This is a genomic window from Ramlibacter sp. bp-362, assembly GCF_054956735.1.
The window spans coordinates 123219-147169 of the sequence record NZ_JBUDXE010000007.1 but is presented as its reverse complement, the minus strand read 5'-3'; the positions used below and the strand labels follow the sequence as shown (position 1 = coordinate 147169).

22 protein-coding genes and 1 pseudogene are annotated in these 23951 nt (G+C 70.9%); 8 read left to right on the top strand and 15 right to left on the bottom strand.

The features are described 5' to 3' along the window. The first annotated feature begins 96 nt into the window (after window positions 1–96). Entirely contained in the window at window positions 97–1764 is a 1668-nt protein-coding gene (gene ettA / locus ACY0MJ_RS11840) for an energy-dependent translational throttle protein EttA (protein WP_462638663.1), read from the top strand. Window positions 1765–1829: 65 nt separating this feature from the next. Further along, complete coding sequence (locus ACY0MJ_RS11835; RefSeq protein ID WP_462638662.1) at window positions 1830–3923, top strand: DUF1631 family protein; 2094 nt, start codon at window positions 1830–1832, stop codon at window positions 3921–3923. Window positions 3924–3937: 14 nt separating this feature from the next. Here the strand turns inward: ACY0MJ_RS11835 and ACY0MJ_RS11830 are convergent. Then, window positions 3938–4291, bottom strand: a pseudogene (locus ACY0MJ_RS11830) (hypothetical protein); the annotation flags it as partial. 176 nt (window positions 4292–4467) lie between these two features. On the opposite strand from ACY0MJ_RS11830, the gene ACY0MJ_RS11825 reads away from it, so the two are divergent. Further along, the gene (locus ACY0MJ_RS11825) at window positions 4468–5325 is read left to right on the top strand and encodes a transglycosylase SLT domain-containing protein (RefSeq protein WP_462638661.1); all 858 of its coding nucleotides are present in this window, start codon (window positions 4468–4470) and stop codon (window positions 5323–5325) included. Window positions 5326–5973: 648 nt separating this feature from the next. Beyond that, window positions 5974–6180 carry a hypothetical protein gene (locus ACY0MJ_RS11820; protein ID WP_462638660.1) on the top strand — a complete coding sequence of 69 codons (207 nt, stop codon included), beginning with the start codon at window positions 5974–5976 and terminating at the stop codon, window positions 6178–6180. 572 nt (window positions 6181–6752) lie between these two features. Here the strand turns inward: ACY0MJ_RS11820 and ACY0MJ_RS11815 are convergent. The 4 genes from ACY0MJ_RS11815 to ACY0MJ_RS11800 form a co-directional block, all read right to left on the bottom strand. Next, window positions 6753–8075: a TAXI family TRAP transporter solute-binding subunit gene (locus ACY0MJ_RS11815; protein WP_462638659.1), complete on the bottom strand. Its 1323-nt coding sequence runs from the start codon at window positions 8073–8075 to the stop codon at window positions 6753–6755. Continuing rightward, window positions 8072–9049: a P1 family peptidase gene (locus ACY0MJ_RS11810; RefSeq protein ID WP_462638658.1), complete on the bottom strand. Its 978-nt coding sequence runs from the start codon at window positions 9047–9049 to the stop codon at window positions 8072–8074. The genes ACY0MJ_RS11815 and ACY0MJ_RS11810 overlap by 4 nt, the downstream gene beginning before the upstream one ends. A gap of 79 nt (window positions 9050–9128) precedes the next feature. Then, window positions 9129–9473, bottom strand: coding sequence for a four-helix bundle copper-binding protein (locus ACY0MJ_RS11805; protein WP_462638657.1), 345 nt, complete (start codon window positions 9471–9473; stop codon window positions 9129–9131). Between the two features lie 65 nt (window positions 9474–9538). Next, window positions 9539–11638, bottom strand: a complete 2100-nt coding sequence (locus ACY0MJ_RS11800; protein ID WP_462638821.1) for a copper-transporting P-type ATPase — start codon at window positions 11636–11638, stop codon at window positions 9539–9541. Between the two features lie 199 nt (window positions 11639–11837). On the opposite strand from ACY0MJ_RS11800, the gene ACY0MJ_RS11795 reads away from it, so the two are divergent. After that, window positions 11838–13193: an MBL fold metallo-hydrolase RNA specificity domain-containing protein gene (locus ACY0MJ_RS11795; protein WP_462638656.1), complete on the top strand. Its 1356-nt coding sequence runs from the start codon at window positions 11838–11840 to the stop codon at window positions 13191–13193. Window positions 13194–13196: 3 nt separating this feature from the next. Here the strand turns inward: ACY0MJ_RS11795 and ACY0MJ_RS11790 are convergent, their stop codons facing one another. The 7 genes from ACY0MJ_RS11790 to ACY0MJ_RS11760 all read right to left on the bottom strand — a co-directional run bounded on the left by ACY0MJ_RS11790 (window position 13197) and on the right by ACY0MJ_RS11760 (window position 18019). Beyond that, entirely contained in the window at window positions 13197–13490 is a 294-nt protein-coding gene (locus ACY0MJ_RS11790; protein WP_462638655.1) for a copper-binding protein, read from the bottom strand. 8 nt (window positions 13491–13498) lie between these two features. Next, window positions 13499–13969 carry a DUF411 domain-containing protein gene (locus ACY0MJ_RS11785; protein ID WP_462638654.1) on the bottom strand — a complete coding sequence of 157 codons (471 nt, stop codon included), beginning with the start codon at window positions 13967–13969 and terminating at the stop codon, window positions 13499–13501. After that, the gene (locus ACY0MJ_RS11780; RefSeq protein ID WP_462638653.1) at window positions 13966–14463 is read right to left on the bottom strand and encodes a cupredoxin domain-containing protein; all 498 of its coding nucleotides are present in this window, start codon (window positions 14461–14463) and stop codon (window positions 13966–13968) included. Before ACY0MJ_RS11780 ends, ACY0MJ_RS11785 begins: the two co-directional genes overlap by 4 nt. A 17-nt stretch (window positions 14464–14480) precedes the next feature. After that, window positions 14481–15863, bottom strand: a complete 1383-nt coding sequence (locus ACY0MJ_RS11775) for a multicopper oxidase family protein (RefSeq protein WP_462638652.1) — start codon at window positions 15861–15863, stop codon at window positions 14481–14483. A 1-nt stretch (window position 15864) separates the two neighbouring features. Next, window positions 15865–17250 (bottom strand): TolC family protein, encoded by a 1386-nt coding sequence (locus tag ACY0MJ_RS11770; RefSeq protein WP_462638651.1) that lies wholly within the window; start codon window positions 17248–17250, stop codon window positions 15865–15867. Between the two features lie 2 nt (window positions 17251–17252). Then, the gene (locus tag ACY0MJ_RS11765; RefSeq protein WP_462638650.1) at window positions 17253–17567 is read right to left on the bottom strand and encodes a hypothetical protein; all 315 of its coding nucleotides are present in this window, start codon (window positions 17565–17567) and stop codon (window positions 17253–17255) included. A gap of 71 nt (window positions 17568–17638) precedes the next feature. Beyond that, entirely contained in the window at window positions 17639–18019 is a 381-nt protein-coding gene (locus tag ACY0MJ_RS11760; protein ID WP_462638649.1) for a hypothetical protein, read from the bottom strand. Between the two features lie 172 nt (window positions 18020–18191). On the opposite strand from ACY0MJ_RS11760, the gene ACY0MJ_RS11755 reads away from it, so the two are divergent. Further along, window positions 18192–18482, top strand: coding sequence for a hypothetical protein (locus ACY0MJ_RS11755; RefSeq protein ID WP_462638648.1), 291 nt, complete (start codon window positions 18192–18194; stop codon window positions 18480–18482). Between the two features lies 1 nt (window position 18483). On the opposite strand, the gene ACY0MJ_RS11750 is transcribed toward ACY0MJ_RS11755, so the two are convergent. Continuing rightward, complete coding sequence (locus tag ACY0MJ_RS11750; RefSeq protein WP_462638647.1) at window positions 18484–19122, bottom strand: cation efflux transmembrane domain-containing protein; 639 nt, start codon at window positions 19120–19122, stop codon at window positions 18484–18486. Window positions 19123–19129: 7 nt separating this feature from the next. Then, window positions 19130–20086: a glycerophosphodiester phosphodiesterase gene (locus ACY0MJ_RS11745; protein ID WP_462638646.1), complete on the bottom strand. Its 957-nt coding sequence runs from the start codon at window positions 20084–20086 to the stop codon at window positions 19130–19132. A 111-nt stretch (window positions 20087–20197) separates the two neighbouring features. On the opposite strand from ACY0MJ_RS11745, the gene ACY0MJ_RS11740 reads away from it, so the two are divergent. Together ACY0MJ_RS11740 and ACY0MJ_RS11735 are read left to right on the top strand one after the other, a co-directional pair. Continuing rightward, the gene (locus ACY0MJ_RS11740) at window positions 20198–21892 is read left to right on the top strand and encodes a long-chain fatty acid--CoA ligase (protein ID WP_462638645.1); all 1695 of its coding nucleotides are present in this window, start codon (window positions 20198–20200) and stop codon (window positions 21890–21892) included. A gap of 105 nt (window positions 21893–21997) precedes the next feature. Further along, window positions 21998–23374 (top strand): response regulator, encoded by a 1377-nt coding sequence (locus ACY0MJ_RS11735; RefSeq protein ID WP_462638644.1) that lies wholly within the window; start codon window positions 21998–22000, stop codon window positions 23372–23374. A 54-nt stretch (window positions 23375–23428) separates the two neighbouring features. Here ACY0MJ_RS11735 and ACY0MJ_RS11730 read toward each other — a convergent pair whose 3' ends face one another. Beyond that, entirely contained in the window at window positions 23429–23893 is a 465-nt protein-coding gene (locus ACY0MJ_RS11730; RefSeq protein WP_462638643.1) for a hypothetical protein, read from the bottom strand. Window positions 23894–23951 lie beyond the last annotated feature (58 nt).

The following is a 23951-nucleotide window of genomic DNA, read 5'->3' as shown; positions in this document are numbered from 1 at the left end:
CGTAGTCTCTGCGTCCTCTGCGTTCTTCCTCTCGCCGAGTCACCCCCTCGAGTCCCTCCGAATCCCGGAGATTTCGCCATCCGGGATAATCGGGGGATGGCCCAGTACGTTTACACCATGAACCGCGTCGGCAAGATCGTGCCGCCGAAGCGGCAGATCCTGAAAGACATCTCCCTCAGCTTCTTCCCGGGCGCCAAGATCGGCGTCCTCGGCCTGAACGGCTCGGGCAAGTCCACCCTGCTGAAGATCATGGCCGGCCTCGACAAGGAGATCGAGGGCGAGGCCATGGCGATGCCGGGCCTGAAGATCGGCTACCTGCCCCAGGAGCCGCAACTGGATCCCGAGGAGACCGTGCGCCAGGCCGTCGAAGGCGGCATGGGCGAAGTGGTCGAGGCCAAGGCGCGCCTGGAGGAGGTCTACGCCGCCTACGCCGAACCCGACGCCGACTTCGACAAGCTGTCCGAGGAGCAGCAGAAGCTCGAGGCGATCATCGCCGCGGCCGGCGCCGAGAGCGACCACGAGCACCAGCTGGAGATCGCCGCCGACGCCCTGCGCCTGCCGCCCTGGGACGCCGTGATCAAGAACCTGTCGGGCGGCGAGAAGCGCCGCGTGGCGCTTTGCCGCCTGCTGCTGTCCAAGCCCGACATGCTGCTGCTGGACGAACCCACCAACCACCTGGACGCCGAGTCGGTGGAGTGGCTGGAGCAGTTCCTCGCCCGCTTCCCGGGCACGGTGGTGGGCATCACCCACGACCGCTACTTCCTGGACAACGCCGCCGAGTGGATCCTGGAGCTGGACCGCGGCCGCGGCATCCCCTACAAGGGCAACTACTCCACCTGGCTGGAGCAGAAGGAAGCGCGCCTGAAGCAGGAGCAGCGCACCGAGGACGCGCGCACCAAGGCCATGAAGAAGGAACTGGAGTGGGCGCGCCAGAACCCGAAGGGCCGCCAGGCCAAGAGCAAGGCCCGCCTGGCCCGCTTCGAGGAACTGTCCGACTACGAATACCAGCGCCGCAACGAGACCAACGAGATCTTCATCCCGGTGGCCGAGCGCCTGGGCCACGAGGTGATCGAGTTCCAGAACGTCAGCAAGTCCTTCGGCGACCGCCTGCTGATCGACAACCTGAGCTTCAAGGTGCCCGCGGGCGCCATCGTGGGCATCATCGGCCCGAACGGCGCCGGCAAGTCGACCCTGTTCAAGATGATCGCCGGCAAGGAGAAGCCGGACGCGGGCGAGGTGAAGATCGGCAAGACCGTGCAGATGGCCTTCGTCGACCAGCACCGCGACGAGCTGGCCAACGAGAAGACCGTCTGGGAAGACATTTCCGGCGGCCTCGACATCATCAACGTCGGCAAGTTCCAGATGCCCAGCCGCGCCTACTGCGGCCGCTTCAACTTCAACGGCGGCGACCAGCAGAAGAAGGTCGGCACGCTGTCCGGCGGCGAGCGCGGGCGCCTGCACCTGGCCAAGACCCTGCTGCAGGGCGGCAACGTGCTGCTGCTGGACGAGCCGTCCAACGACCTGGACGTGGAAACGCTGCGCGCGCTGGAGGACGCCCTGCTGGAATTCGCCGGCAGCGTGATGGTGATCAGCCACGACCGCTGGTTCCTGGACCGCATCGCCACCCACATCCTGGCCGCCGAGGGCGACAGCCAGTGGGTGTTCTTCGACGGCAACTACCAGGAATACGAAGCGGACAAGCGCAAGCGCCTCGGCGAGGAGGGTGCAAGACCGCACCGGGTGCGCTATAAAGCGCTGAAGTGACCTTGCGACAGCAAGGTCATCCCCGCGCAGGCGGGGATCCAGGCTTTCCGGAGGGCCCTGCCGCAATGAGCGGCACACAGCAACCGCAGTACCAGTCGCTGTATCGCGCCTGCATCAAGGACGCCGCCGTCGCCGGCGGCGACCTGATGCGGGCGACGCTCGCCCGCGCGCTCGCCGAACTGCCGGAAGCCGCCGCGCGCATCGCCGACGTGGTGGACCGCAACCTCCTGCTGGAGGCCGTGGACGTGCTGCGCGAGCAGCAGCAGGCGCTGGTCGACGCCTTCCCGCAGGCGCTGCTCGCCGAATTCGCGCAGGCCATCGCCGGCGACCGCGCCTCCACCCTCAGCTTCGAATCGCTGCCCCTGCTGGGCGACGAGCAGCTGCAGGAGAACGCCGACCTCGTGCAGGGCGCCCGCGCGCTGGAGGCCGCCGTGCGACCGCAGCTCGCCGCCCTGGAGGCCACGCTGGCCGCCGCGCAGCTGACGCCCGAGGGCGCCACGCACCGCCATCCCTTGCGCCCCGAGGTCTACGTGCGCGGCGTCTACCGCCTCGCGCGCCAGAGCCCGGTCTCGCCCGGCGTGCGCCGGCGCTGGCTGCGCCACCTGCCGCCCTTGATGGCGCCCGAACTGGCGCAGGCCTATGCGGCCATGGCACGGCGGCTGCGTCCGCAGCAGGGCGCGCCCGTCGAGACGGCGGGCCTGCCTCAGGAGGAACGCGATCGCGCCACGCAGCTGACCATCCGCGAGCTGCGCAAGCTGCTGGCGGGCGAGCCCGCGGGGAGCATCCCGCCGGAGCCGGGCGACGAGGCCGTGGGCGTCTTCTCCGACAGCGACTTCTCGCACACGGTCCCCGCGGCGCTGGAGATGGTGCAGGACATGCGCAAGGTCGACCAGCTGCTGCTGCAGCTGCGCCAGCGCCAGGCCGCCATGCCGGACAGCGGCCATGGCAGCCTGCGCGCCTTCCGCGAGGCGCTGCGCCAGGAGGCGCGGCGGCCGGCCCAGGCGCTGGCGCTGGAAGTCGTGCACCTGATGATCGAGAACCTCGCCGAGGACCCGCGGCTGCTGCCGTCGGTGCGCGACATCGTGCGCGACCTCGAGCCGCCGCTGCTGCGCCTGGCGCTGGTGGACCCGCGCTTCTTCAGCGACCGCGAGCATCCGGCGCGGCGCCTGCTGGAGCAGGTCACGCAGCGCAGCCTGGCCTGGAGCTCGCCGGACGAACCCGGCTTCGCCACCTTCATGGAGGGCCTGCAGCAGGCCACCGAGGCGCTGCTGGACACGCGCGCGAGCGGCGCCGAGACCTTCGAGATCGCGCTGTCGGCGCTGCAGGAGGCCTGGACCGAGGCGCAGCCGCGCGGCAAGCGCAACCGCGAGCGCGCCGTGCGCGCGCTGATGCGCGCCGAGCAGCGCAACCTGCTGGCCGGGCGGATCGCGCAGCAGATCCTGGAGCGGCCCGACGCGGCGAAGGCGCCGCCGGAAGCGCTGGCCTTCCTCACCGGGCCCTGGACGCAGGTGATGGCGCAGGCGCGCCTGGCCGACACGACGGGCGACGAGGACCCGGGCGGCTGCGGCTGGGTGGTGCAGGCCGTGCTGTGGAGCGTGCAGCCGGCGCTGGCCACGCGCGTCGCGGGCCAGCACCGCACGCTGGTGGCGCGCATCGACGAAGGCCTGGCCAGCATCGACCACCTGCCGGCCGATACCGACCGCTGGCAGAACCTGCTGTCGGTGCTGCGCGACCTGGCGCTGTCCACCGCCACCGGCAGCGCCGTCCGCGCGCACGAGCCCGAGCCGGCGCCCGGCACGGTGGACACCTGGCTGGCGCCCATCGAGATGCACGAGTCGGGCTTCGTGCCGGACTCCGCGATCCCGCTGGGCGGCGGCCTGGCCGAGCCGGACACGCTGCCGCCGCAGGAGCTCGGCGTGGGCGCCTACGTGGACCTGTACGGCGACGGCTGGGAGCGCTGGCAGCTCACCTGGGCCAGCCCGCACGGCCTGCTGTTCATGTTCACGCACGCGGCCGGCGCGACGCGCTCGATGACGCGCCGCAAGCTGAACAGCATGATCGCGCAGGGCACGCTGCGCCTCGTCTCTGCGCATCCGGTGGTGGACGGTGCGCTGGACGCGATCGCCCGGGCGGCCTGGCGCAACAGTTCGAGCCTGTAGGGGTTGCTGGGGTTCGCCTGCCAGACTCCGTAGCCCTTCTCGCGCAGCGCGATGCCCAGCTCCACCTCCATCTCGCAGGCCGCGCGATAAGGCATCGGGTTGTAGATTGCGTACAGGTCGGGCCGCAGGCGCAGCCCGTAGTCCTGCACGAAGGCGTTGGCCTGGATGCCGGCCTTGTGCCGGTCGAAGCGCAGGTCGGGGTCCAGCCCCGTCATGCCGACGTACACGAAGGGCATGCCGAGCCGGTAGTCCGGGTTGCAGCGGCGGAACTTCGCGTTGTTCCAGACGCGGTCGTCGAGCTCCACGACGTACACGTGGTAGTGCTGGGCCCGCGAACCCCCGCGACGCTTCCCGGATGAGGCAGCCATGCGCGCCTTATACACGGCGTGAATCTTCACGCCTGGCGTGCGGCCGCGAGCCGAAGCGCATGAGTTTTTCACGCATGTCCCGCCTGTAGGAGAAGACGCCGTCGGCCGCCGAACTTTTTCCGACAGGTGGCCGTCTGTAAGTCTTGTTCGCAATTTCCACGCAGGGGACACCAGGAATGAAAGAACGCGTTGCCACGCAGCTCACTTCCATCCACAACGCGGTGATGCTGGCCGGCCTGGTCGCCGTGGGCCTGACCAGCTCGATGAGCTTCGTGCCGGCGCCGGTGTCCGACACGCTGGCCCAGCGCGAGCAGGTCGGCAAGGTGACCGAGCCCGCGCCCGCCAAGGCGCCGCAGATCGCGCTGGCGCCCGCGCCCGCCGCCGCCGCCGTGTCTCCGTTCAACTTCAACGTGGGCAACTACTACGACCAGCTGCGCAGCAAGATGCGCTGGCTGCCCGTGCGCTACGCGGGCAACATCCTGAAGACGCCCGATCCGCAGTCGCGCCTGCTGCTCGCCAAGTCCGCCGCGCAGCGCGCCGGCCTCGCCGAAGTGGGGCTGAGCTACCGCGACGTCTACGGCATCATCAACGCGGAAACCTCCTGGATCCCGCGCATGGGTTCGAGCAAGGACGGCACGCCCAACCTGGGCATCGCGCAGTTCGAGCCGGCCACGGCCAAGGCCGTCGGCCTGACCGACCCGAGCGACCCGGTGGAAGCCGTGCACGCGGCCGCCCTGCACCTGAAGGACGCCGCCAAGTGGAGCGCCCGCCGCATCGCCGACCTCAAGCTGACGCCGGAACAGCGCGCGATCAAGCTGCGCGAAGGCGTGTCGATCTACTACAACCTGTCCAGCAAGGGCCGCGCGATGTGGAACGGCAAGAACACGGCGAAGCTGCCGGTCGAAACGCGCCGCCACATCGCCAATGCGCGGCTGGGCGCGCGCGAAGCGGCGGAACTCGACGCGCAGCTGAAGCAGCTGAAGGGCCGCATGGCGGACAAGGGCACGATGACGGCCGCCGTCGCGAACCACTGATCCGCGTCATCCCCGCGCAGGCGGGGACCGAGCGAAGCGCCGCATTGCGGCGCTTTTTTTCGCGGTGTCCCCAGAGCCCCAATCGGGCTGACGTGAGACTCCACGTGGCCCTCCGACCGGGATTTCCGATCCAGAGCTGGAGCCTAAGAAACTTGGTCGCCCCTGAGGGCCTCGGACCGCGCCTGGCACATGCAAGATTCGGAATGCGAGGTGCTGTGACCCTCACATAGAGCTTTGACCCTGACGTTCACTGCAACCTAGGATTTGAGGTTCTCAGGAGACCATCTGCGGAAGGAGCGAACATGAAAGAGGGGGAATTGCTGTTCGGGACTCATTGCGGATGCGTACCTCGAACTCCTAGTTGCTCGATCTCGTGCTGGATAGGACCTGATGACTGCGACTGTTCGACGTGGCGACCCCCTTCGGGTCGTCATTTCCAGGTGGTGTACGAGACCCACTATGACCCGGACCATTACAGGGCGTAAGGCGCCGCCTGACACCCTAAGCTATTGGTTGCACGGACGTTCCGTCCGCGAGGAGAGGGTGAACAGCGATTGTCGGCTGACATTGAAGTCGTCTCTTGACCTACAGCGATTTCAGGTCAGCACGCATTTCTCCGGCTACACAATATCGCTCACGGAAGCCGAGGTGCCGCAGATGACCGAGCCGCGCAAGATCCCGTTCGTCAACATCACATTGCCTGAGAAGCAGGACAGCCTGACCCTGTTCTCCCCTCAGGACCACTGGCTGCTGCGAGCCTTCGTCCACACGCTGCGCACGCTGGAGAACATCGCGGTGAAGGTTGGGATGGTGATCGCCGCGCTCGTGCTGGCATGGAAGTACGGCCCGTGGTGAGGCGGTGTTCCTGATCTTCTGCGGCTTCAACGGTCGCCACTACACCCTCCAATCTCCTGGGCGCCGCCGAGTACAGCAAGAACATCCTCGACCCTTCCTGTGGCTCCGGGACGTCGAGGGAGCGCTTCTAGGACTTCACCTGCTGTACACGGTGTCCGCAGAGTCGGCACCTTTTTGAGAGGCTGGAGCAGAGAACTCACGTCGAGCGCCCCGGTCCGTCGCGCCAGGCGGTGCGCGGCGCAGGCCCGCATGAAGGGGCCGCCGCCTGAGACGGTGCTTGCGGCCCCGCAGCGCGGCTACGAGAGCGCGTCAGCGCGGATCGAGCCGCGCGTACGTTTCATGCTCGCGCCATTTGTCCGAACGGAGAGTTTGGCCGCGCGCGGCCAAACTCGCAGTGAGTTATGGCGCGGGCGGGGCCGCAAGCACCGGCTCAGGGAAGTCCGCGCGCGAAGCCGCGGACCGGCGTCCCAGCGGGCCTGCGCCGCGCACCGCCTGGCGCGACGCTGCGCGGCACTGCCTGCTGGAAGACATGGATCCCGGCTTCCGCCGGGATGACAACGATCCGAGGGTGTTCAGGCGCGCGCGCGCCTGCGCACGACCTCGATGTTGTTCCGCAGCGCGTAGAGCTCCTCCGCGTAGGAGAGCGGCACGCTGATGCGGCCGACGCGCTCGTCGAGCGCGTCGAGTTCGCGCACGACTTCGCCCGCTTCCTGCGGCTGCGCGTGCAGGCGGTTCTCCAGTTCGCGCAGCTGCCCGTACCAGCGGAACACGCGCGAGCGGATGCGGAACTGGTACAGCGGCGGCACGATGCGCGACAGCGGCAGCAGCACCGCGATGATGATGCCCAGCGCGAGCCACATGCGCTCCACCAGGTTGGCGAGCCAGAAGGGCAGCCAGCGCTGCAGGAAGGGCTGGCCGCTGCGGATCGCCCGCTCCGCTTCCGCGGCGATCGGGTACTCGCTCTGCTGGATCGAGGGAAAGCTGCCGGCGCGCTGGAACCAGCCGGCCGGGCCGTGCAGGTCCTTCGCCGCCTGCGCGAACAGCTGCAGCAGCGCGGGATGCGTGCCTTCGCGGGCGAGCAGCGCGGTGGTGGTGGCGACCAGGCGCACGTCCTGCGGCGGCAGGTCCTGCGCCAGGTCCGCCACGCCGCGCGGCAGCACCACCGGCGTGAGGAAGGGGAAGCGGCGCGAATACGCTTCGCTCTGGCTGAAATCCATCAGCTTCACGCCCGGCGTCTGCAGCAGCATCTGCACCATCAGCGACTCGGGCGCGGAGGCGAACACGATTGCGTCGAGCTCGCCGTCCAGGAAGGCGACGGTCGCCGCCGTCTGGTCCAGGCGCGAGAGCTTCAGCGCCTTCGGATCCATGCGGTTCGCCTCGAACAGGCGCCGCATCAGGAAGGGCGTGCCGCTGCCGCGCCAGCCGACGTTCACGCGCAGGTCGCGCAGCTGCGTGAGCGCGGTGAGCTGGCCGCCGGGGAACCGCTTCACGGCGTCGGCGCGGTAGAACAGCCACACCGGCTCCAGGAACAGGCTGCCCAGCGAGACGATGCCGCTGTCCTCGCTGGCGCTGCGGTCGCCCGCGCCGCCCTGCACGAAGCCCAGGTCCGCCTGGCCCGCGCGCAGCAGCTTCAGGTTGCTGGGCGAGCCCTCGCTGGGCACCAGCACGACCTCGATGCCGTAGCGCGCCAGCGCCTGCTGGTAGCGCTTGCCGAAGGACTCGTACGCGCTCTGCGCCGGGCCGGTGGCCAGCGTCACCTTCTTGGGCGGGTTGGGCGCCAGCCACCAGTACGCGAGGACCAGCAGGGCCACGGCCAGCAGCGCCACCGGACCGGCGGAGATCAGCAGGTCCCGGATCGACAGCAGCGTGTGGCGCAAGACCTTGACCGGCTTCATGCGAGGTCGGCGGCCGCGGGCAGGTGCAGCTCACCGACCCGGATGCCGCGCGCCGCGCGGATCGCCCGCAGCACCGCCTGCGTGCAGGCCTCCGCCGCCATCGCGCCCAGCGTCATCATGCCCAGCGTCTTGCCGCTCGCGCCGGTGGCGAGCGCGAACAGCGCGTCGCCGTCGGACAGCGTGTGCACGGGATTGATGCAGCGGGCGAGCCCGTCGTGCCCCTGCGTCGCGAGCCGGCCCGCCTGCAGCTTGGTCAGCACCGCGTCGGTGGCGATCACGCCGATGGTGGTGTTGCTGCCCGCGAGGATGGGCCGCGGCGCCTCGCCGCGCAGCAGGGCGCGGCGCGAGTCGAGCAGGCCGCGGCCGTCGGCGGTGCGCGCGCCCGCGAGCACCTGCGCGGTGTCGGGGTCCAGCACGTCGCCGAGCGCGTTGCAGGCGACGATCGCGCCCACCGTGACGCCTTCGACCGTGACCGAGGCGGAGCCTATGCCGCCCTTCATGGCGCGGTCGATGCCGAAGATCTTGCCGACCACCGCGCCGGCGCCGGCGCCGACATTGCCCTCGGCGGGCGCCTGCCGCGAGGCTGCCTCGCAGGCCGCATAGCCGGCGGCCGCATCGGGGCGGATGCGCTGGTCGCCGATCGGCAGGTCGAACAGCACGGCGCCCGGGACGATCGGCAGCCGCGCCGGGCCGACCGTCATGCCCACGCCCTGTTCGTCGAGCCAGCGCATCACGCCGCTGGCCGCGTCCAGCCCCCAGGCGCTGCCGCCGGAGAGCAGCACCGCGTGCACGCGCTCGACGACGTTCTGCGGCGCCAGCAGGTCGGTCTCGCGCGTGCCGGGCGCGGCGCCGCGCACGTCCACGGCGGCCACGGCGCCGGCGCGCGCCAGCACCACGGTGCAGCCGGTGGGCCGGCGGGTGTCGGTGCAGTGGCCCACCTCGATGCCGGCCACGTCGGTGATGCAGGAACTCATCCGCGGATCATATGCGCGGCCCCTGCCGAAAGCCCGTCCGCGCGGGCGCGCGATGCGCCCGGTGTTGCGCCAAAACCGATCAGGCCGCCGGCACCATCTTGCGGCACTCGGCCGCGCAGCGGCGGCAGGCCTCGGCGCACTGCTGGCAGTGGTCCATGTCGTGCTTGCCGCATTCGTCGCCGCACGCGTCGCAGATGCTCGCGCACAGGCGGCACACGGCCGGCGCGTAGTCGCTGCCGCCGGACATGAAGGAGATGGCCAGCTGGCAGATCTGGGCGCAATCGCTGTCGAGCGCGATGCAGGCGACCATGTCCTGCACGTGCGGCTCCTGCAGGCAGGAGGCGGCGCAGTGGTTGCAGGCGACCACGCAGGCGTGGCAGGCGGCGATGCAGTCCTGGTATTCCTCGTATTTCTCGTGCGACATGGTGTTCTCCCGTTCGCCCGAGTCTAGGAAAGCAAAGGCCGCCGGAAGCGCGGCCGTGCACACGCTTACGCTTGCGGATGCCCGGTTACGCCGCCGCCGCGCTGGCGCAGGCGCAGGGCGTTGCCCACCACCGAAGCGGAGCTGAGGCTCATCGCCAGCGCCGCGACCATGGGCGACAGCAGCCAGCCCGTGAAGGGGTAGAGCAGGCCGGCCGCCAGCGGCAGGCCCAGCGCGTTGTAGACGAACGCGAACAGCAGGTTCTGCTTCATGTTCGCCACCGTCGCCTGCGACAGCAGGCGCGCCGTGGCGATGCCGCGCAGGTCGCCCTTCACCAGCGTGAGCTGGGCGCTGTTCATCGCGACGTCGGTGCCCGTGCCCATGGCGATGCCCACGTCGGCGCGTGCCAGCGCCGGCGCGTCGTTGATGCCGTCGCCGGCCATCGCGACGACGCGGCCTTCGCGCTGCAGGCGCTCGACCAGCGCCAGCTTGTCGGCGGGCTTGACCTCGCCGTGCACCTGGGCGATGCCCAGGCGCTGCGCGACCGAACGCGCCGTGGTGAGGCCGTCCCCGGTGGCCATGACGACGCGCAGGCCGGCCGCGCGCAGCGCCTCGAGCGCGGCGGGCGTGCTCGCCTTCACCGGGTCGGCCACGGCCAGCAGGCCGGCGAGGCGGCCATCGACCGCCAGGTGCATCACGCTGGCGCCGCGGGACCGCAGCACCTCGGCGTCGCGGGCGAGCGGCGCCACGTCCACGTGCTCCTGCTGCATCAGGGCGGTGTTGCCCAGCGCGAGCTGGTGGCCTTCGACCGTTCCCGCCACGCCGATGCCCGAAGCGGAGTCGAAGCGCTGCGGGACTGCGAGCGCCAGGCCCCGCTCGCGCGCCGCGGCGACGATGGCGTGGGCCAGCGGGTGCTCGCTGCCCTGGTCCAGGCTGGCGGCGAGCCGCAGCACCTCATCCTCGGTGAAGCCACTGGCCGCCACGGCGCGCTCGAACGCCGGGCGCCCTTCGGTCAGCGTGCCGGTCTTGTCGACGATCAGCGTGTCCACGCGGCGCAGGTTCTCGATGGCCGCGGCATCGCGGAACAGCACGCCCTGCGTCGCGCCGCGGCCGGTCGCCACCATGATCGACATCGGCGTGGCGAGCCCCAGCGCGCAGGGACATGCGATGATCAGCACGGCCACGGCATTGACGAGGCCGTACACCCAGCTGGGCTGCGGCCCCGCGAAGCCCCACACCAGCAGCGTCGCGAGCGCGATCGCCACGACGACCAGCACGAACCAGCCCGCCACGGTGTCAGCCATGCGCTGCATGGGCGCGCGCGAACGCTGCGCCTGCGCCACCATCTGCACGATCTGCGAGAGCACGGTTTCCGAGCCGACCTTCTCGGACCGCATCACGAGCGCGCCGCTGGTATTGAGCGTGGCGCCGATCAGCCGGTCGCCCGCGCGCTTGCTCACCGGCAACGGTTCACCGGTCAGCATGGATTCGTCCACCGCGCTGCTGCCTTCGACGACGACGCCGTCCACCGGCACCTTCTCGCCCGGGCGCACCCTCAGCCGGTCCCCCACGTGCACGTGCGCGATCGGGACGTCCTCCTCGCGGCCGTCGGCGGCGATGCGGCGGGCCGTCTTCGGCGCCAGCCCCAGCAGCGACTTGATGGCCGCCGAAGTTTGCGATCGCGCCTTCAGCTCCAGCATCTGCCCCAGCAGCGTCAGCGAGATGATCACGGCCGCCGCCTCGTAGTACACGCCGACGCGGCCCATGGAGAAGAAGGAGGGCGGGAAGACCTGCGGCGCCACGGTCGCCACGACGCTGTAGGTGAACGCGGCCCCGGTGCCCAGCGCGATCAGCGTCCACATGTTGGGGCTGCGGTTCACGACGGACAGCCAGCCGCGCTGGAAGAAGGGCGCGCCCGCCCACAGCACCACGGGCAGGGTGAGCACCAGCTCCACCCAGCTCTGCGTGCGCGCTTCCATCCAGCCCAATCCATGGCCCGCCATGGCCAGCACGGTGACGACCAGCGTCAGCGGCAGCGTCCACCAGAAGCGCCGCCGGAAGTCGTCCAGCTCCGGATCGCCTTCCTCCAGCGTCGGCATCAGCGGCTCGAGCGACATGCCGCAGATCGGGCAGGTGCCCGGATGGTCCTGCCGGATCTGCGGATGCATGGGGCAGGTGTAGATCGTGCCGGCCGGCGCGGGCGGCGCCTCGGCCGGCGCGGGCGGGTGGTGATGCGCGTGCGCGTGGTCCATCGGACACCTCCTCGGCACCAGTCTAGGCCGGGCCCGTGCCGGGTGCTTGACCGACCTCAACTGGCGCGGCGCCGCGGCCGCTAGAGTGGAACGCATCACTTCCTCGCGAGCGAGCATGCGCCTCACCTTCCTCGGTGCCGCCGGCACGGTCACCGGCTCGAAATACCTGCTGGAGCACGGCGGCAAGCGGGTGCTGGTCGACTGCGGCCTGTTCCAGGGCCTCAAGCAGCTGCGGCTGCGCAACTGGGATGCCTTCCCGCTGGCGCCGCGCGAGATCGCCGCCGTGGTGCTGACGCACGCGCACATCGACCACAGTGGCTACCTGCCCGCGCTGGCCCGCCAGGGCTTCGCCGGCCCGGTGTTCGCCACCGGCGCGACGCGCGAGCTCGCCGGCCTGCTGCTGCCCGACTCGGGCCACCTGCAGGAGGAGGACGCGTTCTACGCCAACCGGCACGGCTTCTCGAAGCACCATCCGGCCCTGCCCCTGTACACGGAAGAAGACGGCCGGCGCGTGCTGAGGCAGTTCAAGGCGCGCGAGTTCGGGCAGGCCTTCGAGCCGATTCCCGGAGTGACGATGCGCTTCAGCCCGGCCGGCCACATCCTCGGCGCCGCCAGCGTGCACGTGCAGTGGGAGGGCGGCTCGGCGCTGTTCTCGGGCGACCTGGGACGCGACCACGACATCCTGATGCGGCCGCCCGCGCCGCCGCCGGCCGCCGACATCTTGGTCGTCGAGTCCACCTACGGCGATCGTGCCCATGCCCCGGAAGAGGCGGCCACGCTGCTCGCCGAAGCCATCAACCGCACCGCGGCGCGCGGCGGCGTGGTCGTCGTGCCGGCCTTTGCGGTCGGGCGGGCGCAGGCGCTGCTGTACCTTGTCGCCAACCTGAAGCGCGACGGCCGCATCCCGGACCTGCCGGTGTTCCTGAACAGCCCCATGGCCGCCGACGTGACCGCCATCTACCACCGGCACGGAGGCGAGCACCGACTCGACGCCGCGCAGTGCCAGCGGATGTGCGGCGCCGCGCGGATCATCAACACGGTGGAGGAGTCGCGCAAGCTGAACGAGCTGCGCTTCCCGGCCGTGATCATCTCGGCCAGCGGCATGGCCACGGGCGGCCGCGTGGTGCACCACCTGAAGGCCTTCGCCCCCGATCACCGCAACACCATCCTGCTGGCCGGCTACCAGGCCGCGGGCACCCGTGGCGCGGCGCTGCTGGCGGGTGCGAGCGAGATCAAGATCCACGGCCAGCATGTACCGGTGCGGGCCGAGGTGGTGAGCCTCGGATCCCTGTCGGCGCACGCGGACCGCGGCGAACTGCTGCGCTGGGTGGGCCGGATGCCGGCGCCGCCGCGCCGCGTGTTCGTCACGCATGGCGAGCCGGTCGCGGCCGACAGCCTGCGCCAGGCGATCGAGGAAGCGCACGGCTGGCCCTGCACGGTGCCCGAGCACCTGCAGGCCGTGGAGCTTTGACGGCTACTTCTTCTGCTGCTCGATCGCGGTGACCACCAGCTGGCCGGTGCCGTCCTGGCTGGCGGCAAAGCGGACCTTGTCGCCCGCCTTCACGTGGTCCAGCAGGGCCTTGTCCGTGACGCGGAACACCATGGTCATCGGCGGCATGTCGAGGTTGGCGATTTCGCCGTGCTTCAGCGTGATCTTGCCGTTGGCCGCATCCACCTTGCGGACTTCGCCCTCGGTGAGCGCGGCCTGCGCAAGCGCCGCGAATGCGAGGGTGGCAGCCAGCAGGGCGGCGGAGAGTTGCTTGATCATGGGGAGCCTCACGCCTTGTTGTGGGAAGCGAATACCCTGGTGCCGCCGCCCTTCAGCACCAGCAGCACATCGAAGGGATCGCGGCGGCCGCCATAGGCCGGGTCGTCCATGCCCGGCGAGCCGACCGGCATCCCCGGCACCGTGAGGCCGATGGCCTGCGGCCGCTCCTCGAGCAGGCGGCGGATGTCGGCGGCCGGCACGTGGCCCTCGATGGCGTAGCCGCCGACGAGCGCGGTATGGCATGAGCCCAGCTTCTGCGGAATGCCGAGCTTCGCACGCATGCCCGTGTTGCCGGTCTCGTTGACCTTCACCGCGAAGCCGCTGGCCTGCAGGTGCGTGACCCAGTCCTTGCAGCAGCCGCAGTTCGGGTCCTTCCACACTTCGACGAGCACCTTCGCCGGCGATTGGGCGAGGCCGGCGAGCGGCAGCGCGCCGAGCGCGAGGAGCAGGCCGCGGCGGGTGGTGGAGGGCTGGCTCATTTCTTTTCCTTCGGTGTCACGATGATGGTGCCGATCATCCCGGCCTCGAAATGGCCGGGGATCAGGCATGCGAATTGGAAGCTGCCGGGGCGGTTGAAGTTCCAGACGATGCCGCCCTGGCGGCCGGAAGCCACGTGCGCCATGTACGGCTCGTCGTGCTCCATGCCCGGGAACTTCTTCATGAGCGCGGCGTGCTCCCGCAGCCCCTCGGGCGTGCCGATCACCATCTCGTGCAGCAGCTTGCCGCCGTTGCGCACGACGAAGCGGACGGTCTCGCCTTCCTTCACGTCGATGCGCTCCGGGCGGAAGCGCATGTCGTCGCCCATGCGGATCTCGATGGTGCGCGCGCCCCTGGCGTCGCCGGCGATGCCCCAGGGCTTCTGCTCCTTCACCACGGCGGCCGGTTGCTGGCCCGCATGCGCGTCGCCGTGGCTCCAGGCGGCCGGCGCCAGGCAGGCGGCGGCCAGCGCGGCCAGGATCTTGATGCTCTTCATTTCGAATCGTTCCTCGTTCAATGGTGGCCTTCGTGGCCGCCCGGTTTGCGCACGTCCAGGGGGACGGATTTCTTCGGAGGCGCCGGCGCGGCCGTGCGCGCGGGCGCAGGCAGCTCGCCCGTCCATTCGCGCGCGACGGTGCCGGCCGGATGCCGATACCAGCCCGGATCGGCGTAGTCGCCGGGCTTCTGGTCGCGCCGCACCTTCAGCAGCGTGAACATGCCGCCCATCTCCGCCGGCCCGAAGGGGCCGCGGCCGGTCATCATGGGCAACGTGTTGTCCGGCAGCGGCATCTCCATCGCGCCCATGTCGGCCATGCCGCGCTCGCCCATGACCATGTAGTCGGGCACGATCTTCTGCAGCTTTCTCACCAGCCCGCTGTGGTCCACGCCGATCATCGTGGGCACGTCGTGGCCCATCGCGTTCATGGTGTGGTGGCTCTTGTGGCAGTGGAAGGCCCAGTCGCCCTCGGCGTCGGCGACGAACTCCACCTGCCGCATCTGGCCGACCGCCACGTCGGCGGTGACCTCGGGCCAGCGCGCGGACCTCGGGGTCGGCCCGCCGTCGGTGCCGGTGACCACGAACTCGTGCCCGTGCAAGTGGATCGGGTGGTTGGTCATGGTGAGATTGCCGAAGCGGATGCGCACCTTGTCGTTCTGCCGCACGTTCATCGAGGCGATGCCCGGGAACACGCGGCTGTTGAAGGTGAACAGGTTGAAGTCGAGCATGGTGTTCACGCGCGGCGTGGCGCTGCCGGGCTCGATGTCGTAAGCCGCCATCAGGAAGCAGAAGTCGCGGTCCACGGCGTCGATCAGCGGATGCCGCCCCTTCGGGTGCGTGACCCAGAAACCCATCATGCCCATCGCCATCTGCACCATCTCGTCGGCGTGCGGGTGGTACATGAAGGTGCCGGGGCGGCGGGCCTCGAATTCGTAGACGAAGGTCTTGCCGGCGGGGATGTGCGGCTGCGTGATGCCGGCGACGCCGTCCATGCCGTTCGGCAGCCGCTGGCCATGCCAGTGGACGGAGGTGTGCTCCGGCAGCCTGTTGGTCACGAAGATGCGCACGCGGTCGCCTTCCACCACCTCGATGGTGGGGCCGGGCGACTGGCCGTTGTAGCCCCACAGGCGCGCCGTCATGCCGGGCGCGAGCTCGCGCTCCACCGGCTCGGCGACCAGGTGGAACTCCTTGACCCCGGCGTTCATGCGCCAGGGGAGGGTCCAGCCGTTGAGCGTCACCACCGGGTTGTACGGGCGGCCGTTGGGGGGCGTGAGCGGCGGTGCGGTGTCGGGCTTCTCCACGATCACCGGTTCGGGCAGCGCGGCCAGCGCGACCTTGCTCACCGAAGCGGCGGCCACGGCCCCCAGGGCCGCGCCGCCGAAAAAGGCGCGTCTCTTCATCTCAATGTCCTCCGGAGGCAGCGGGCGCGGCGGCGCCGGCGCCCATGGCGGCCAGGGCGCCCGGCGAGGTGCCGGTCAGCGTCATCTGCAGATCGGTGTCGGCGATCCAGAAATCCCGCTGCGCCGCGATCGCGTTGTTCACGGCGGCGATGTGGTTGCGGGCCTCCCCGAGCAGTTCCCAGGTGCTGGCGAGCATGCCGTTGTAGCGCAGCTGGGTCTCGTCGACGATGAACCTGCGCAGCGGCACGATCTCGTCGCGGTAATGCCGCGCCAGGTCGTAGGCCGTACGCCAGCCGTGCCACGCCTCGCGCGCCTCGCTGCGCGCGCGCACGGCGACATCGCGCAACCGGGCCACAGACTGCAGGTAGGTCGCTTGCGCGCGCGCATTGCGCGCCTGGCCCCAGTCGAACAGCGGCACCGGCAGTTCCAGCTCGAAGCCGCGGCCGCTCGCGCGTTCGCCGCTGCCGTCGTCGAAGCTGGTCTTGCGCACCACGCCCAGGGTGAGCGCGTCCACGACGCCGGTGGCGCGGGTGATGCCGAGCGAACTCGCGACGTAGCGCGACTCGTCGCGGGCCGAGCGCACGTCCAGCCGCTCGCGCAAGGCGGTGGCCTCGATGTCGCCGGGGTCGGGCAGTTCCTTCGGCAGCTCCGGCAGGCGATCGGGCAGGGTGTACTGCGCGTCGGCACCCCACAGTCCCAGCAGGCGCGTCAGCTTCTCGCGCCCGGCGAGCGCGGACTGCTCCGCGCGCGCGAGCTGCGCGGCCACGTCCGCCAGCGTCGCCTGTTCGCGCGCCTGCTGCAGCTTGCTCCAGTTGCCCACGCGCGCCATGCGGCGCGCGAGTTCGGCGCCGGCCGCGGCCGCTTCGCGCGCGTCGCGCAGGTAGTCGGCCGCCTGGCGTGCCGCCACGGCGGCGATCCAGGCCTTGCGCGTGTCGGCCGCGGTGCGGATCACTTCCTGCGCCGCGCGCAGGCGGGCCAGTTGCAGCCCCTGGTTGGCGTATTCGGCGCGCCAGGGCAGGGTGAGCAGGCTCAACACGTTGAAGCTGAGCATGCGCTCGAGCTCCAGCACCTGGCCTTCGCGCAGGCGGCCCAGGCTGAAGTGCGGGTTGGGCAGCTGCGCCGCCTGCACCCGCTCGGCATCGCTGATGGAGAGCGCGGCGAGCTGCGCTTCGAGGCCCGGGCTGTTCAGCAACGCGATGCGCACGGCGGTCTCGGCATCCAGCGGCTGGCGGGCGAGCAGGTCCTGCAGCGTGGCGCGTCCGGCGCCGGCGGCGACCCCGGTGCGGCCGGCGGTGAGCTGGTCGACCTGCGCGCGCAGGGACTCGGGAGGCAGCGTGCTGGCGCAGCCGGCCAGGGCCAGGGTCGCGACGAGGGCGAGGATGCGCATCGTCACTCCTTGTGGTGGCCGTGCGGCGCCGGCGCGGCCGCGGGCTTGCCCGCAGGCGCGGATGCTGCGGCGGCCGGCTCGGCGCCCCGGCTTTCTTCCCACTTCAGCAGGTCGGCGTGCCCGCGCGGGAACCGGGCGACGTCCGCATTGGCCTTCTTCCAGGCGACGGTGTCCTGTTCGACACCGCCCCGGGCGCCGGCGAGGGCGGACTCATAGGCCAGGCGCGGCACGGTCGCCGCGGGATCGGCGGCACCGGCGGCCGCCGCGAGGAGGGGAAGGGCGGCGACCCACGGGGCCGCCAGGCGAAGCAGTTTCAAGGGAATCTCCGGAGCGTGGACGACGGTCGCACCGCGCGGGAAGGCGCGGCGGACGCACGACGGGCAGGAGATCAGGGCCGGGGCGGCTTGAAGGCGAGGTGGGGCTCGGCGCTGCTGAACGCGAGCGGAACGGCCTGTGGCTGCGGGTGCGAGAAGCTCGCCGTGGTGCGCACCGGCAGCTCGGGGGCGAGGGCGACCGCGGAACAGGCCTGGCAGCTTGCGCAAGTCCTGCAGTCCGGATCGAACGCCGGCTTCGCATCGGGCTTGACCTCGGACGCGTGCGCATGTTCGGCGCAGTCGGCGTGCGGCCCATGGCCATGGGCCGGGGCCTCGGCGGCATGCCCGGCCACCACGGCTGCCGGGAGGTGCAGCATCTCGCCGGCCATGGCCTCGCCCAGCCAGGCCCGCAAGGGCAGCAGCAGGACAAGCAGGATGAGCAGCCAGCGACGCATCGCGGCGGATGATAAGCGAGCGCCGCTGCCCTGCGCTTGCGGCAGGACAAGTCCTACAGCCCGCCCGACCGTTCTCCGACAGTGCCGAATCGCTGGGCTTCCTACAGTGGACGCTTCCGCCGGCATCTGCCGGCTTCAGCCCCGCAACGACCCGCGAGAGAGGAAACCCACCATGAATGGCGAAACGTCCCAGAACCCCTTCCCGACCAGCGCCGACGAGGCCGGCAGCGGCAGCAGCGCCAGCGGCCTGAACGGCGACGCGAACCGGGTCCGGCGCATGGCCCAGAGCCTGCACGAGGCGGTCGATTCGCTCGAGCAGAAGATCGGCTCCAGCAGCGAGCGCATGATGGGCCTGCAGGAGGAGTACGGCAACATGGCGCGCGAACAGGTCCGCGCCAATCCGCTGGCGGCGCTGGGCGTGGCGTTCGCGGCGGGGTTCGTGATCGCGCGCATCCTGCGCTGATTCAGGAAGATCGCAGTTCGCCCCGCGCCTGGCGCACCACGCTCAGGCCGGCGGCGAGCGCCAGGCCGGCCATGATGGCGGCCACCAGCAGGTCGGGCCAGCGGGTCCCGGTCCCGAACACTCCCAGCGCAGCCAGCAGCACGGCGAGGTTGCCGATCGCGTCGTTGCGCGTGCACAGCCATACGCTGCGCATGTTGGCGTCGCCTTCCCGGTAGGCATACAGCAGCACCGCGACGCCCAGGTTCGCCATGAGCGCCAGCGTGCCGACGATGCCCATCGTGAGCGGCTCCGGCGGCTCGCCGGTGACGGCGGCCCAGGCCGCGCGGCCCAGCACCAGCGCGCCGAACAGCACCATGGTGGCGGCCTTGAACACGGCGGCCTTCGCGCGCGCCGCCGTGCCCATCGCGAGCACCATCAGCGACAGCGCGTAGTTGCCGGCGTCGCCGAAGAAGTCCACCGCGTCCGCGAGCAGCGAGACCGAGTGGGCCGACACCCCGGCGCCGACCTCCAGCAGGAACATGAACGCGTTGACGACGAGCGCGATCCACAGCGCGCGCCGGTACCCGGGCGGAACGGGGGCGCCTTCCGGCAGGCCGTGGTCGTGGTCGTGCCCGTGGCCGTGGTGGTGATGCGATCCCATGCCCGCCTCACCAGGCGATGGCGCGGCGTTCGAGCACGGCGCGCAGCCGGTCCGGGCGATCGCTGATCAGGCCGTCCACGCCCCAGTCCACCAGCCGCTCCATGTCGGCCGTCTCGTTCACGGTCCAGGGGATCACCTGCAGGCCCAGCGCATGCGCTTCCTGCAGAAGCGCCGGCGTGAGCGCGCCGGCATTCGGCGCCCAGATCCGCCCGCCGGAGGCCTTCACCATCCGCGGCACGCTGCCGTGGTCGGCCAGGCGCAGCCCGGCCGTCCAGCTGCCGTCGCGCGTGTTGTCGCTGGTCATCGTCTGGATCGTCAGGTACACGGTCGCGATGCGCGGCTCCGTCCGCTGGATGCGCTGCAGGCTGCGCCAGTCGAAGCTCTGGATGCTGGCGCGGTCCGTGACGCCGGCCTCGCGGATCGCGGCGACCAGGGCGTCGGTGAGCACCTCCATCGGCGCCGTGTCCTCCGGACGCTGCGGGAACAGCTTGGTCTCGATGTCGAAGCGCACGCGGTCGGCGCCCCGCGCGCGCACCAGCTCGAACACCTGGGCCAGCGTCGGGATGCGCGTGCCGTCCACCGGCTGCTGGTCGGGGAAGCTGCGCGCGTAGCGGGAGGCGGGGTCGATGCGGCCGACGTCGTAGGCCTGCAGCTGCGCCAGCGTCAGGTCCTTGATCAGGGGGCCGCGGCCGGGGAGCCACTGGCCGGAGGCGTCGCGCACGATGGAAGGGTTGAGCCAGGGATCGTGGGACACCACCAGCACGCCGTCCTTCGTGAGCGCGACGTCCATCTCCAGCGTGGTGACGCCCAGGTCCAGCGCCCGCGCGAAGGCCGGCAAGGTGTTCTCGGGCGCGAGCCCGCGGGCGCCGCGGTGGCCCTGGAAGTCGAAGGCGCCGGCGGCGAGGGGGAGCAGGGCGGCGACGCAGGCGGCAGCCATGCGGAACAGGAAGCTCGGTTTGCGCATCCGGCGCATTCTGCCTGCGCGGGCGCGTCGCCTGCGTGACGGCCGTGGGGCTTCCCCCCATGCGGCGCGCACCGGCCCTGGCTTATGGTCCCTGCTGGAGACCCTCTCTTCATGGACCGCCCGCACCACAAGTTCTGGCCCAAGCGCCTGCCCCACGCGATCACCGTCCCCGCCACGTCGCTGTGGGACAACCTGGCCATCAGCGCCCGCCGCTATCCCGACAAGGCGGCCATCGTCTTCTTCGGCCGAAGCTATCCCTATGCCGAGGTGCAGCGCCAGGCCGAACGGCTGGCCGCGCGCCTGCACGCCCTGGGCGTGCGCCGGGGCGACCGCGTGCTGCTGGACATGCAGAACTGCCCGCAGCTGCTGATCGCGCACTTCGCCATCCTGCGCGCCAACGCGCTCGTGGTGCCGGTGAACCCGATGAACCGGGCCGAGGAGCTCAAGCACTACATCACCGATCCCGACGCGAAGGTGGCCATCACCACCGGCGACCTCGCGCCCGAGATCGCCAAGGCCGACGCGGAGCTGCCGCGCGAGCAGCGGCTCGCGCACCTCGTCGTCACGCAGTTCACCGATGCCTTCGATCCGCAGGCCGCCGCCGCCTGGCCCATGCCGGAAGCCTGGAAGCCCTGGCTGCTGCCGCGGCACCCGCTGCCGGAACTCGCCGGCGGGCGCGTGATGGCCTGGAACGAAGCGCTGGACAACGACCTGCCGCTGCCGCCGCTGCAGGTGGGCCCGGCGGACCTCGCCGTGCTGCCCTACACGAGCGGCACCACCGGCCACCCGAAGGGCTGCATGCATCCGCACCGCAGCATCCTGCACAACGCCATGGCCAGCAGCATCTGGGGCAACGCGACGCCCGAGGCCGTGACGCTGCTGGTCGTGCCCATGTTCCACATCACGGGCATGGTGAGCCTGATGCACGCGAACATCTACACCGGCTCCACGCTGGTGATGATGCCGCGCTGGGACCGCGACCTCGCCGGCTGGCTGATCTCCAACTGCAAGGTCACCACCTGGACCAACATCCCGACGATGGTGATCGACCTGCTGGCGAGCCCGCACTTCGCCGGCTACGACCTGTCCAGCCTGGCCCACATCGGCGGCGGCGGCGCGGCCATGCCGCAGGCGGTGGCGCAGCGCCTTTACGAGCAGTTCGGCCTGCAGTACGTGGAAGGCTACGGCCTCACCGAGACCGCCGCGCCCTCGCACAGCAACCCGCCGGACGCGCCGAAGCAGCAGTGCCTGGGCATCCCCTTCATGAGCTGCGACGCGCGCGTGGTCGACCCCGAAACGCTGGAGGAGCTGCCGCCGGGCGAGCAGGGCGAGATCATCATCCACGGGCCGATGGTGTTCGACGGCTACTGGAAGCGGCCGGAGGCGACCGAGGCCGCGTTCATCTCCTTCGCCGGGAAGCGCTTCTTCCGCTCCGGCGACCTCGGGCGCATGGACGAGGACGGCTACTTCTTCCTCACCGACCGGCTCAAGCGGATGATCAACGCTTCCGGCTTCAAGGTCTGGCCGGCCGAGGTGGAGGCGCTGATGTTCCGGCACCCGGCCATCCAGGAGGCCTGCGTGATCTCGGCACGCGACAGCTACCGCGGCGAGACCGTCAAGGCGGTGGTGGTGCTGCGCCCCTCGCACCGCGGCCAGGTGGGCGAGCGCGACATAATCGACTGGTGCCGGGAGCACATGGCGGTCTACAAGGTCCCGCGCATCGTGCAGTTCGCCGACGCCCTGCCCAAGAGCGGCAGCGGCAAGGTCATGTGGCGCACCTTGCAGGAGGCCGAAGGCGGCTCCTGAAGCCGGAGGCCGGCAGACTGCATTGTCGGACCCGGCCTACATCCCGGCTGCCGGGCAGTCGGTAGGATGGTGCACCGCCGCACTCCCCGCGGCCGTTCGCATTGCATGACCCGCACGACCCGGCCTTCCCCGCCCGCACCGCAGCCTTCGCCCTCCATCCAGGCGGGCGATTCCGGCGTGCCCGTGACGCGCGAGTACCTCGACGAGCTGCAGCGCACGCGCGACGAACTCGAGCGCCTCAATCGCGAGCTCGAGGACCGCATCCTCACCCGCACCCGCGAGCTCTCCAGCGCCAACGACCGCCTGATGAAGGAGATCAACGAGCGCGAGCGCGCGCAGGCGGCGCTGGCGCAGGTGCAGAAGATGGAGGCGATCGGCCGCCTCACGGGCGGCATCGCGCACGACTTCAACAACCTGCTCCACGTGGTCAACATGAACCTGGAGCTGGTCTCGCTGTACGCGAAGGAGGAGAAGGTCAAGCCGGTGGTGGAGCGCGCCAAGAGCGCGGCGCGCCGCGGCGCGCGCCTGACCAACCAGCTGCTGTCGTTCGCGCGCAGCCAGTCGCTGATGCCCAAGCTCACGCGCGTGAACCAGCTGATCCTGGGCATGAAGGACCTGCTGGAGATCTCCGTCGGCTCCGCCGTGCAGGTGGAGATGGACCTGTGCGAGGAGGACGCCTCCGTGGTGCTCGACCCGGGGCAGCTGGAGATGGCGATCCTGAACCTCGCCGTCAACTCGCGCGACGCGATGCCCGAGGGCGGCCGCCTGAAGATCAGCACCGGCACGCGCTTCCTCGACGAGGACCCCGACCTGCCCGAAGGCGACTACGTGCTGGTGAGCGTGAGCGACACCGGCGCGGGCATCCCCGCGCCGATCCTGGCCAAGGTGTTCGATCCCTTCTTCACGACGAAGCCGGTGGGCAGCGGCACGGGCCTGGGCCTGAGCCAGGTGTACGGCTTCGCGCAGCAGTCCGGCGGGCTGGCGCGCATCCGCAGCGTCGAAGGCGAGGGCACGACGGTGGACATGTTCTTTCCGGAAGCCGACGCCGAGGCCGAGGAGGAAACGGTGCTGCGCCAGATGCCCGCGGTGCCGGCGCTGGCGGGCGCCTGCCACATCCTGGTGGTGGAGGACGATCCCGACGTGCGCCGGGTGATCGTCGAATGCCTCAGCCTCATCGGCTACAAGGTGACCGAGGCGGCCAACGGCGGCGAGGCGCTCGCGCACCTGCAGGCGATCAAGCCCGACCTGCTGGTGGTGGACTACGCGATGCCCGACATGACGGGCGCCGAAGTGATCTCCGAGGCGCGCAAGCTGGTGGGCGACGTGCCGGTGATCCTGGCCACGGGCTACGCCGACATGGCCGCCGTCGAACGCCTCGCCGGCCGCCCGCGCCTGCTGCGCAAGCCCTTCGACATCGCGCAGCTGGGCGACGCCGTCAGCAGCGCGCTGGACGCCGCGCGCGAGCGCGCCGAAGCGGAATGAGAGAGCGAGGGGGGAACCGTAGGCTGGCGGTGAGCGCAGCGAACCCCAGCAACCTCACCGCCTCTTCATCAACAAGCTCCCCACCATCAACCCCAGCGCGAAGCACGCATACACGTTCGCCATCTGCGGCTTCGCCAGCCGGTGCTCGAAGCCCGGCGTCAGCCGCTTGGGCGTGAGCTGGTAGTCGACGAGGCACGCGACCCCCGCCGCCGCCACGGCGCCGGCCGCGGCCGGCAAGGGCTTCTTCGCCTCGCGCCGCGCGCCCCAGGCCTTCGCGTGCAGCACGCCCCAGAAGATCGCCGCCAGGTGGTGCGTGACGTAGCCGGTGAGCGTGTAGGTCAGCGAGGGGTCGTCCTCGTACAGCGCGCGGTCGCCGAAGAACCAGTGGCTCACGGCATTCACCGGCGCCGCGGCGCGGCCCTGCCGCTGTCCCGCGAAGGCGAGATACGCGGCCGAGAACAGGCTGGCGAGGCTGCCGGAAACCACGCCTTCGCGCAGCGCTTCTTTCCAGGTCGTCATGCCCGGCAGTCTAGGCGCGCCGGGCCCTTTCGTGGGGCGACGCTCTCAAGCCGTAACG

Bases quoted from the DNA above. Each gene is read 5' to 3' on its own strand.
- ACY0MJ_RS11825 (WP_462638661.1), top strand. From the start codon at position 4,468: ATGAAAGAACGCGTTGCCACGCAGCTCACTTCCATCCACAACGCGGTG.
- ettA (WP_462638663.1), top strand. From the start codon at position 97: ATGGCCCAGTACGTTTACACCATGAACCGCGTCGGCAAGATCGTGCCG.
- ACY0MJ_RS11735 (WP_462638644.1), top strand. From the start codon at position 21,998: ATGACCCGCACGACCCGGCCTTCCCCGCCCGCACCGCAGCCTTCGCCC.
- ACY0MJ_RS11750 (WP_462638647.1), bottom strand. From the start codon at position 19,122: ATGGGATCGCATCACCACCACGGCCACGGGCACGACCACGACCACGGC.
- ACY0MJ_RS11800 (WP_462638821.1), bottom strand. From the start codon at position 11,638: ATGCATCCGCAGATCCGGCAGGACCATCCGGGCACCTGCCCGATCTGC.
- ACY0MJ_RS11775 (WP_462638652.1), bottom strand. From the start codon at position 15,863: ATGAAGAGACGCGCCTTTTTCGGCGGCGCGGCCCTGGGGGCCGTGGCC.
- ACY0MJ_RS11805 (WP_462638657.1), bottom strand. From the start codon at position 9,473: ATGTCGCACGAGAAATACGAGGAATACCAGGACTGCATCGCCGCCTGC.
- ACY0MJ_RS11755 (WP_462638648.1), top strand. From the start codon at position 18,192: ATGAATGGCGAAACGTCCCAGAACCCCTTCCCGACCAGCGCCGACGAG.
- ACY0MJ_RS11730 (WP_462638643.1), bottom strand. From the start codon at position 23,893: ATGACGACCTGGAAAGAAGCGCTGCGCGAAGGCGTGGTTTCCGGCAGC.
- ACY0MJ_RS11810 (WP_462638658.1), bottom strand. From the start codon at position 9,049: ATGAGTTCCTGCATCACCGACGTGGCCGGCATCGAGGTGGGCCACTGC.
- ACY0MJ_RS11815 (WP_462638659.1), bottom strand. From the start codon at position 8,075: ATGAAGCCGGTCAAGGTCTTGCGCCACACGCTGCTGTCGATCCGGGAC.
- ACY0MJ_RS11780 (WP_462638653.1), bottom strand. From the start codon at position 14,463: ATGAAGAGCATCAAGATCCTGGCCGCGCTGGCCGCCGCCTGCCTGGCG.
- ACY0MJ_RS11785 (WP_462638654.1), bottom strand. From the start codon at position 13,969: ATGAGCCAGCCCTCCACCACCCGCCGCGGCCTGCTCCTCGCGCTCGGC.
- ACY0MJ_RS11740 (WP_462638645.1), top strand. From the start codon at position 20,198: ATGGACCGCCCGCACCACAAGTTCTGGCCCAAGCGCCTGCCCCACGCG.
- ACY0MJ_RS11770 (WP_462638651.1), bottom strand. From the start codon at position 17,250: ATGCGCATCCTCGCCCTCGTCGCGACCCTGGCCCTGGCCGGCTGCGCC.
- ACY0MJ_RS11790 (WP_462638655.1), bottom strand. From the start codon at position 13,490: ATGATCAAGCAACTCTCCGCCGCCCTGCTGGCTGCCACCCTCGCATTC.
- ACY0MJ_RS11745 (WP_462638646.1), bottom strand. From the start codon at position 20,086: ATGCGCAAACCGAGCTTCCTGTTCCGCATGGCTGCCGCCTGCGTCGCC.
- ACY0MJ_RS11835 (WP_462638662.1), top strand. From the start codon at position 1,830: ATGAGCGGCACACAGCAACCGCAGTACCAGTCGCTGTATCGCGCCTGC.
- ACY0MJ_RS11795 (WP_462638656.1), top strand. From the start codon at position 11,838: ATGCGCCTCACCTTCCTCGGTGCCGCCGGCACGGTCACCGGCTCGAAA.
- ACY0MJ_RS11760 (WP_462638649.1), bottom strand. From the start codon at position 18,019: ATGCGTCGCTGGCTGCTCATCCTGCTTGTCCTGCTGCTGCCCTTGCGG.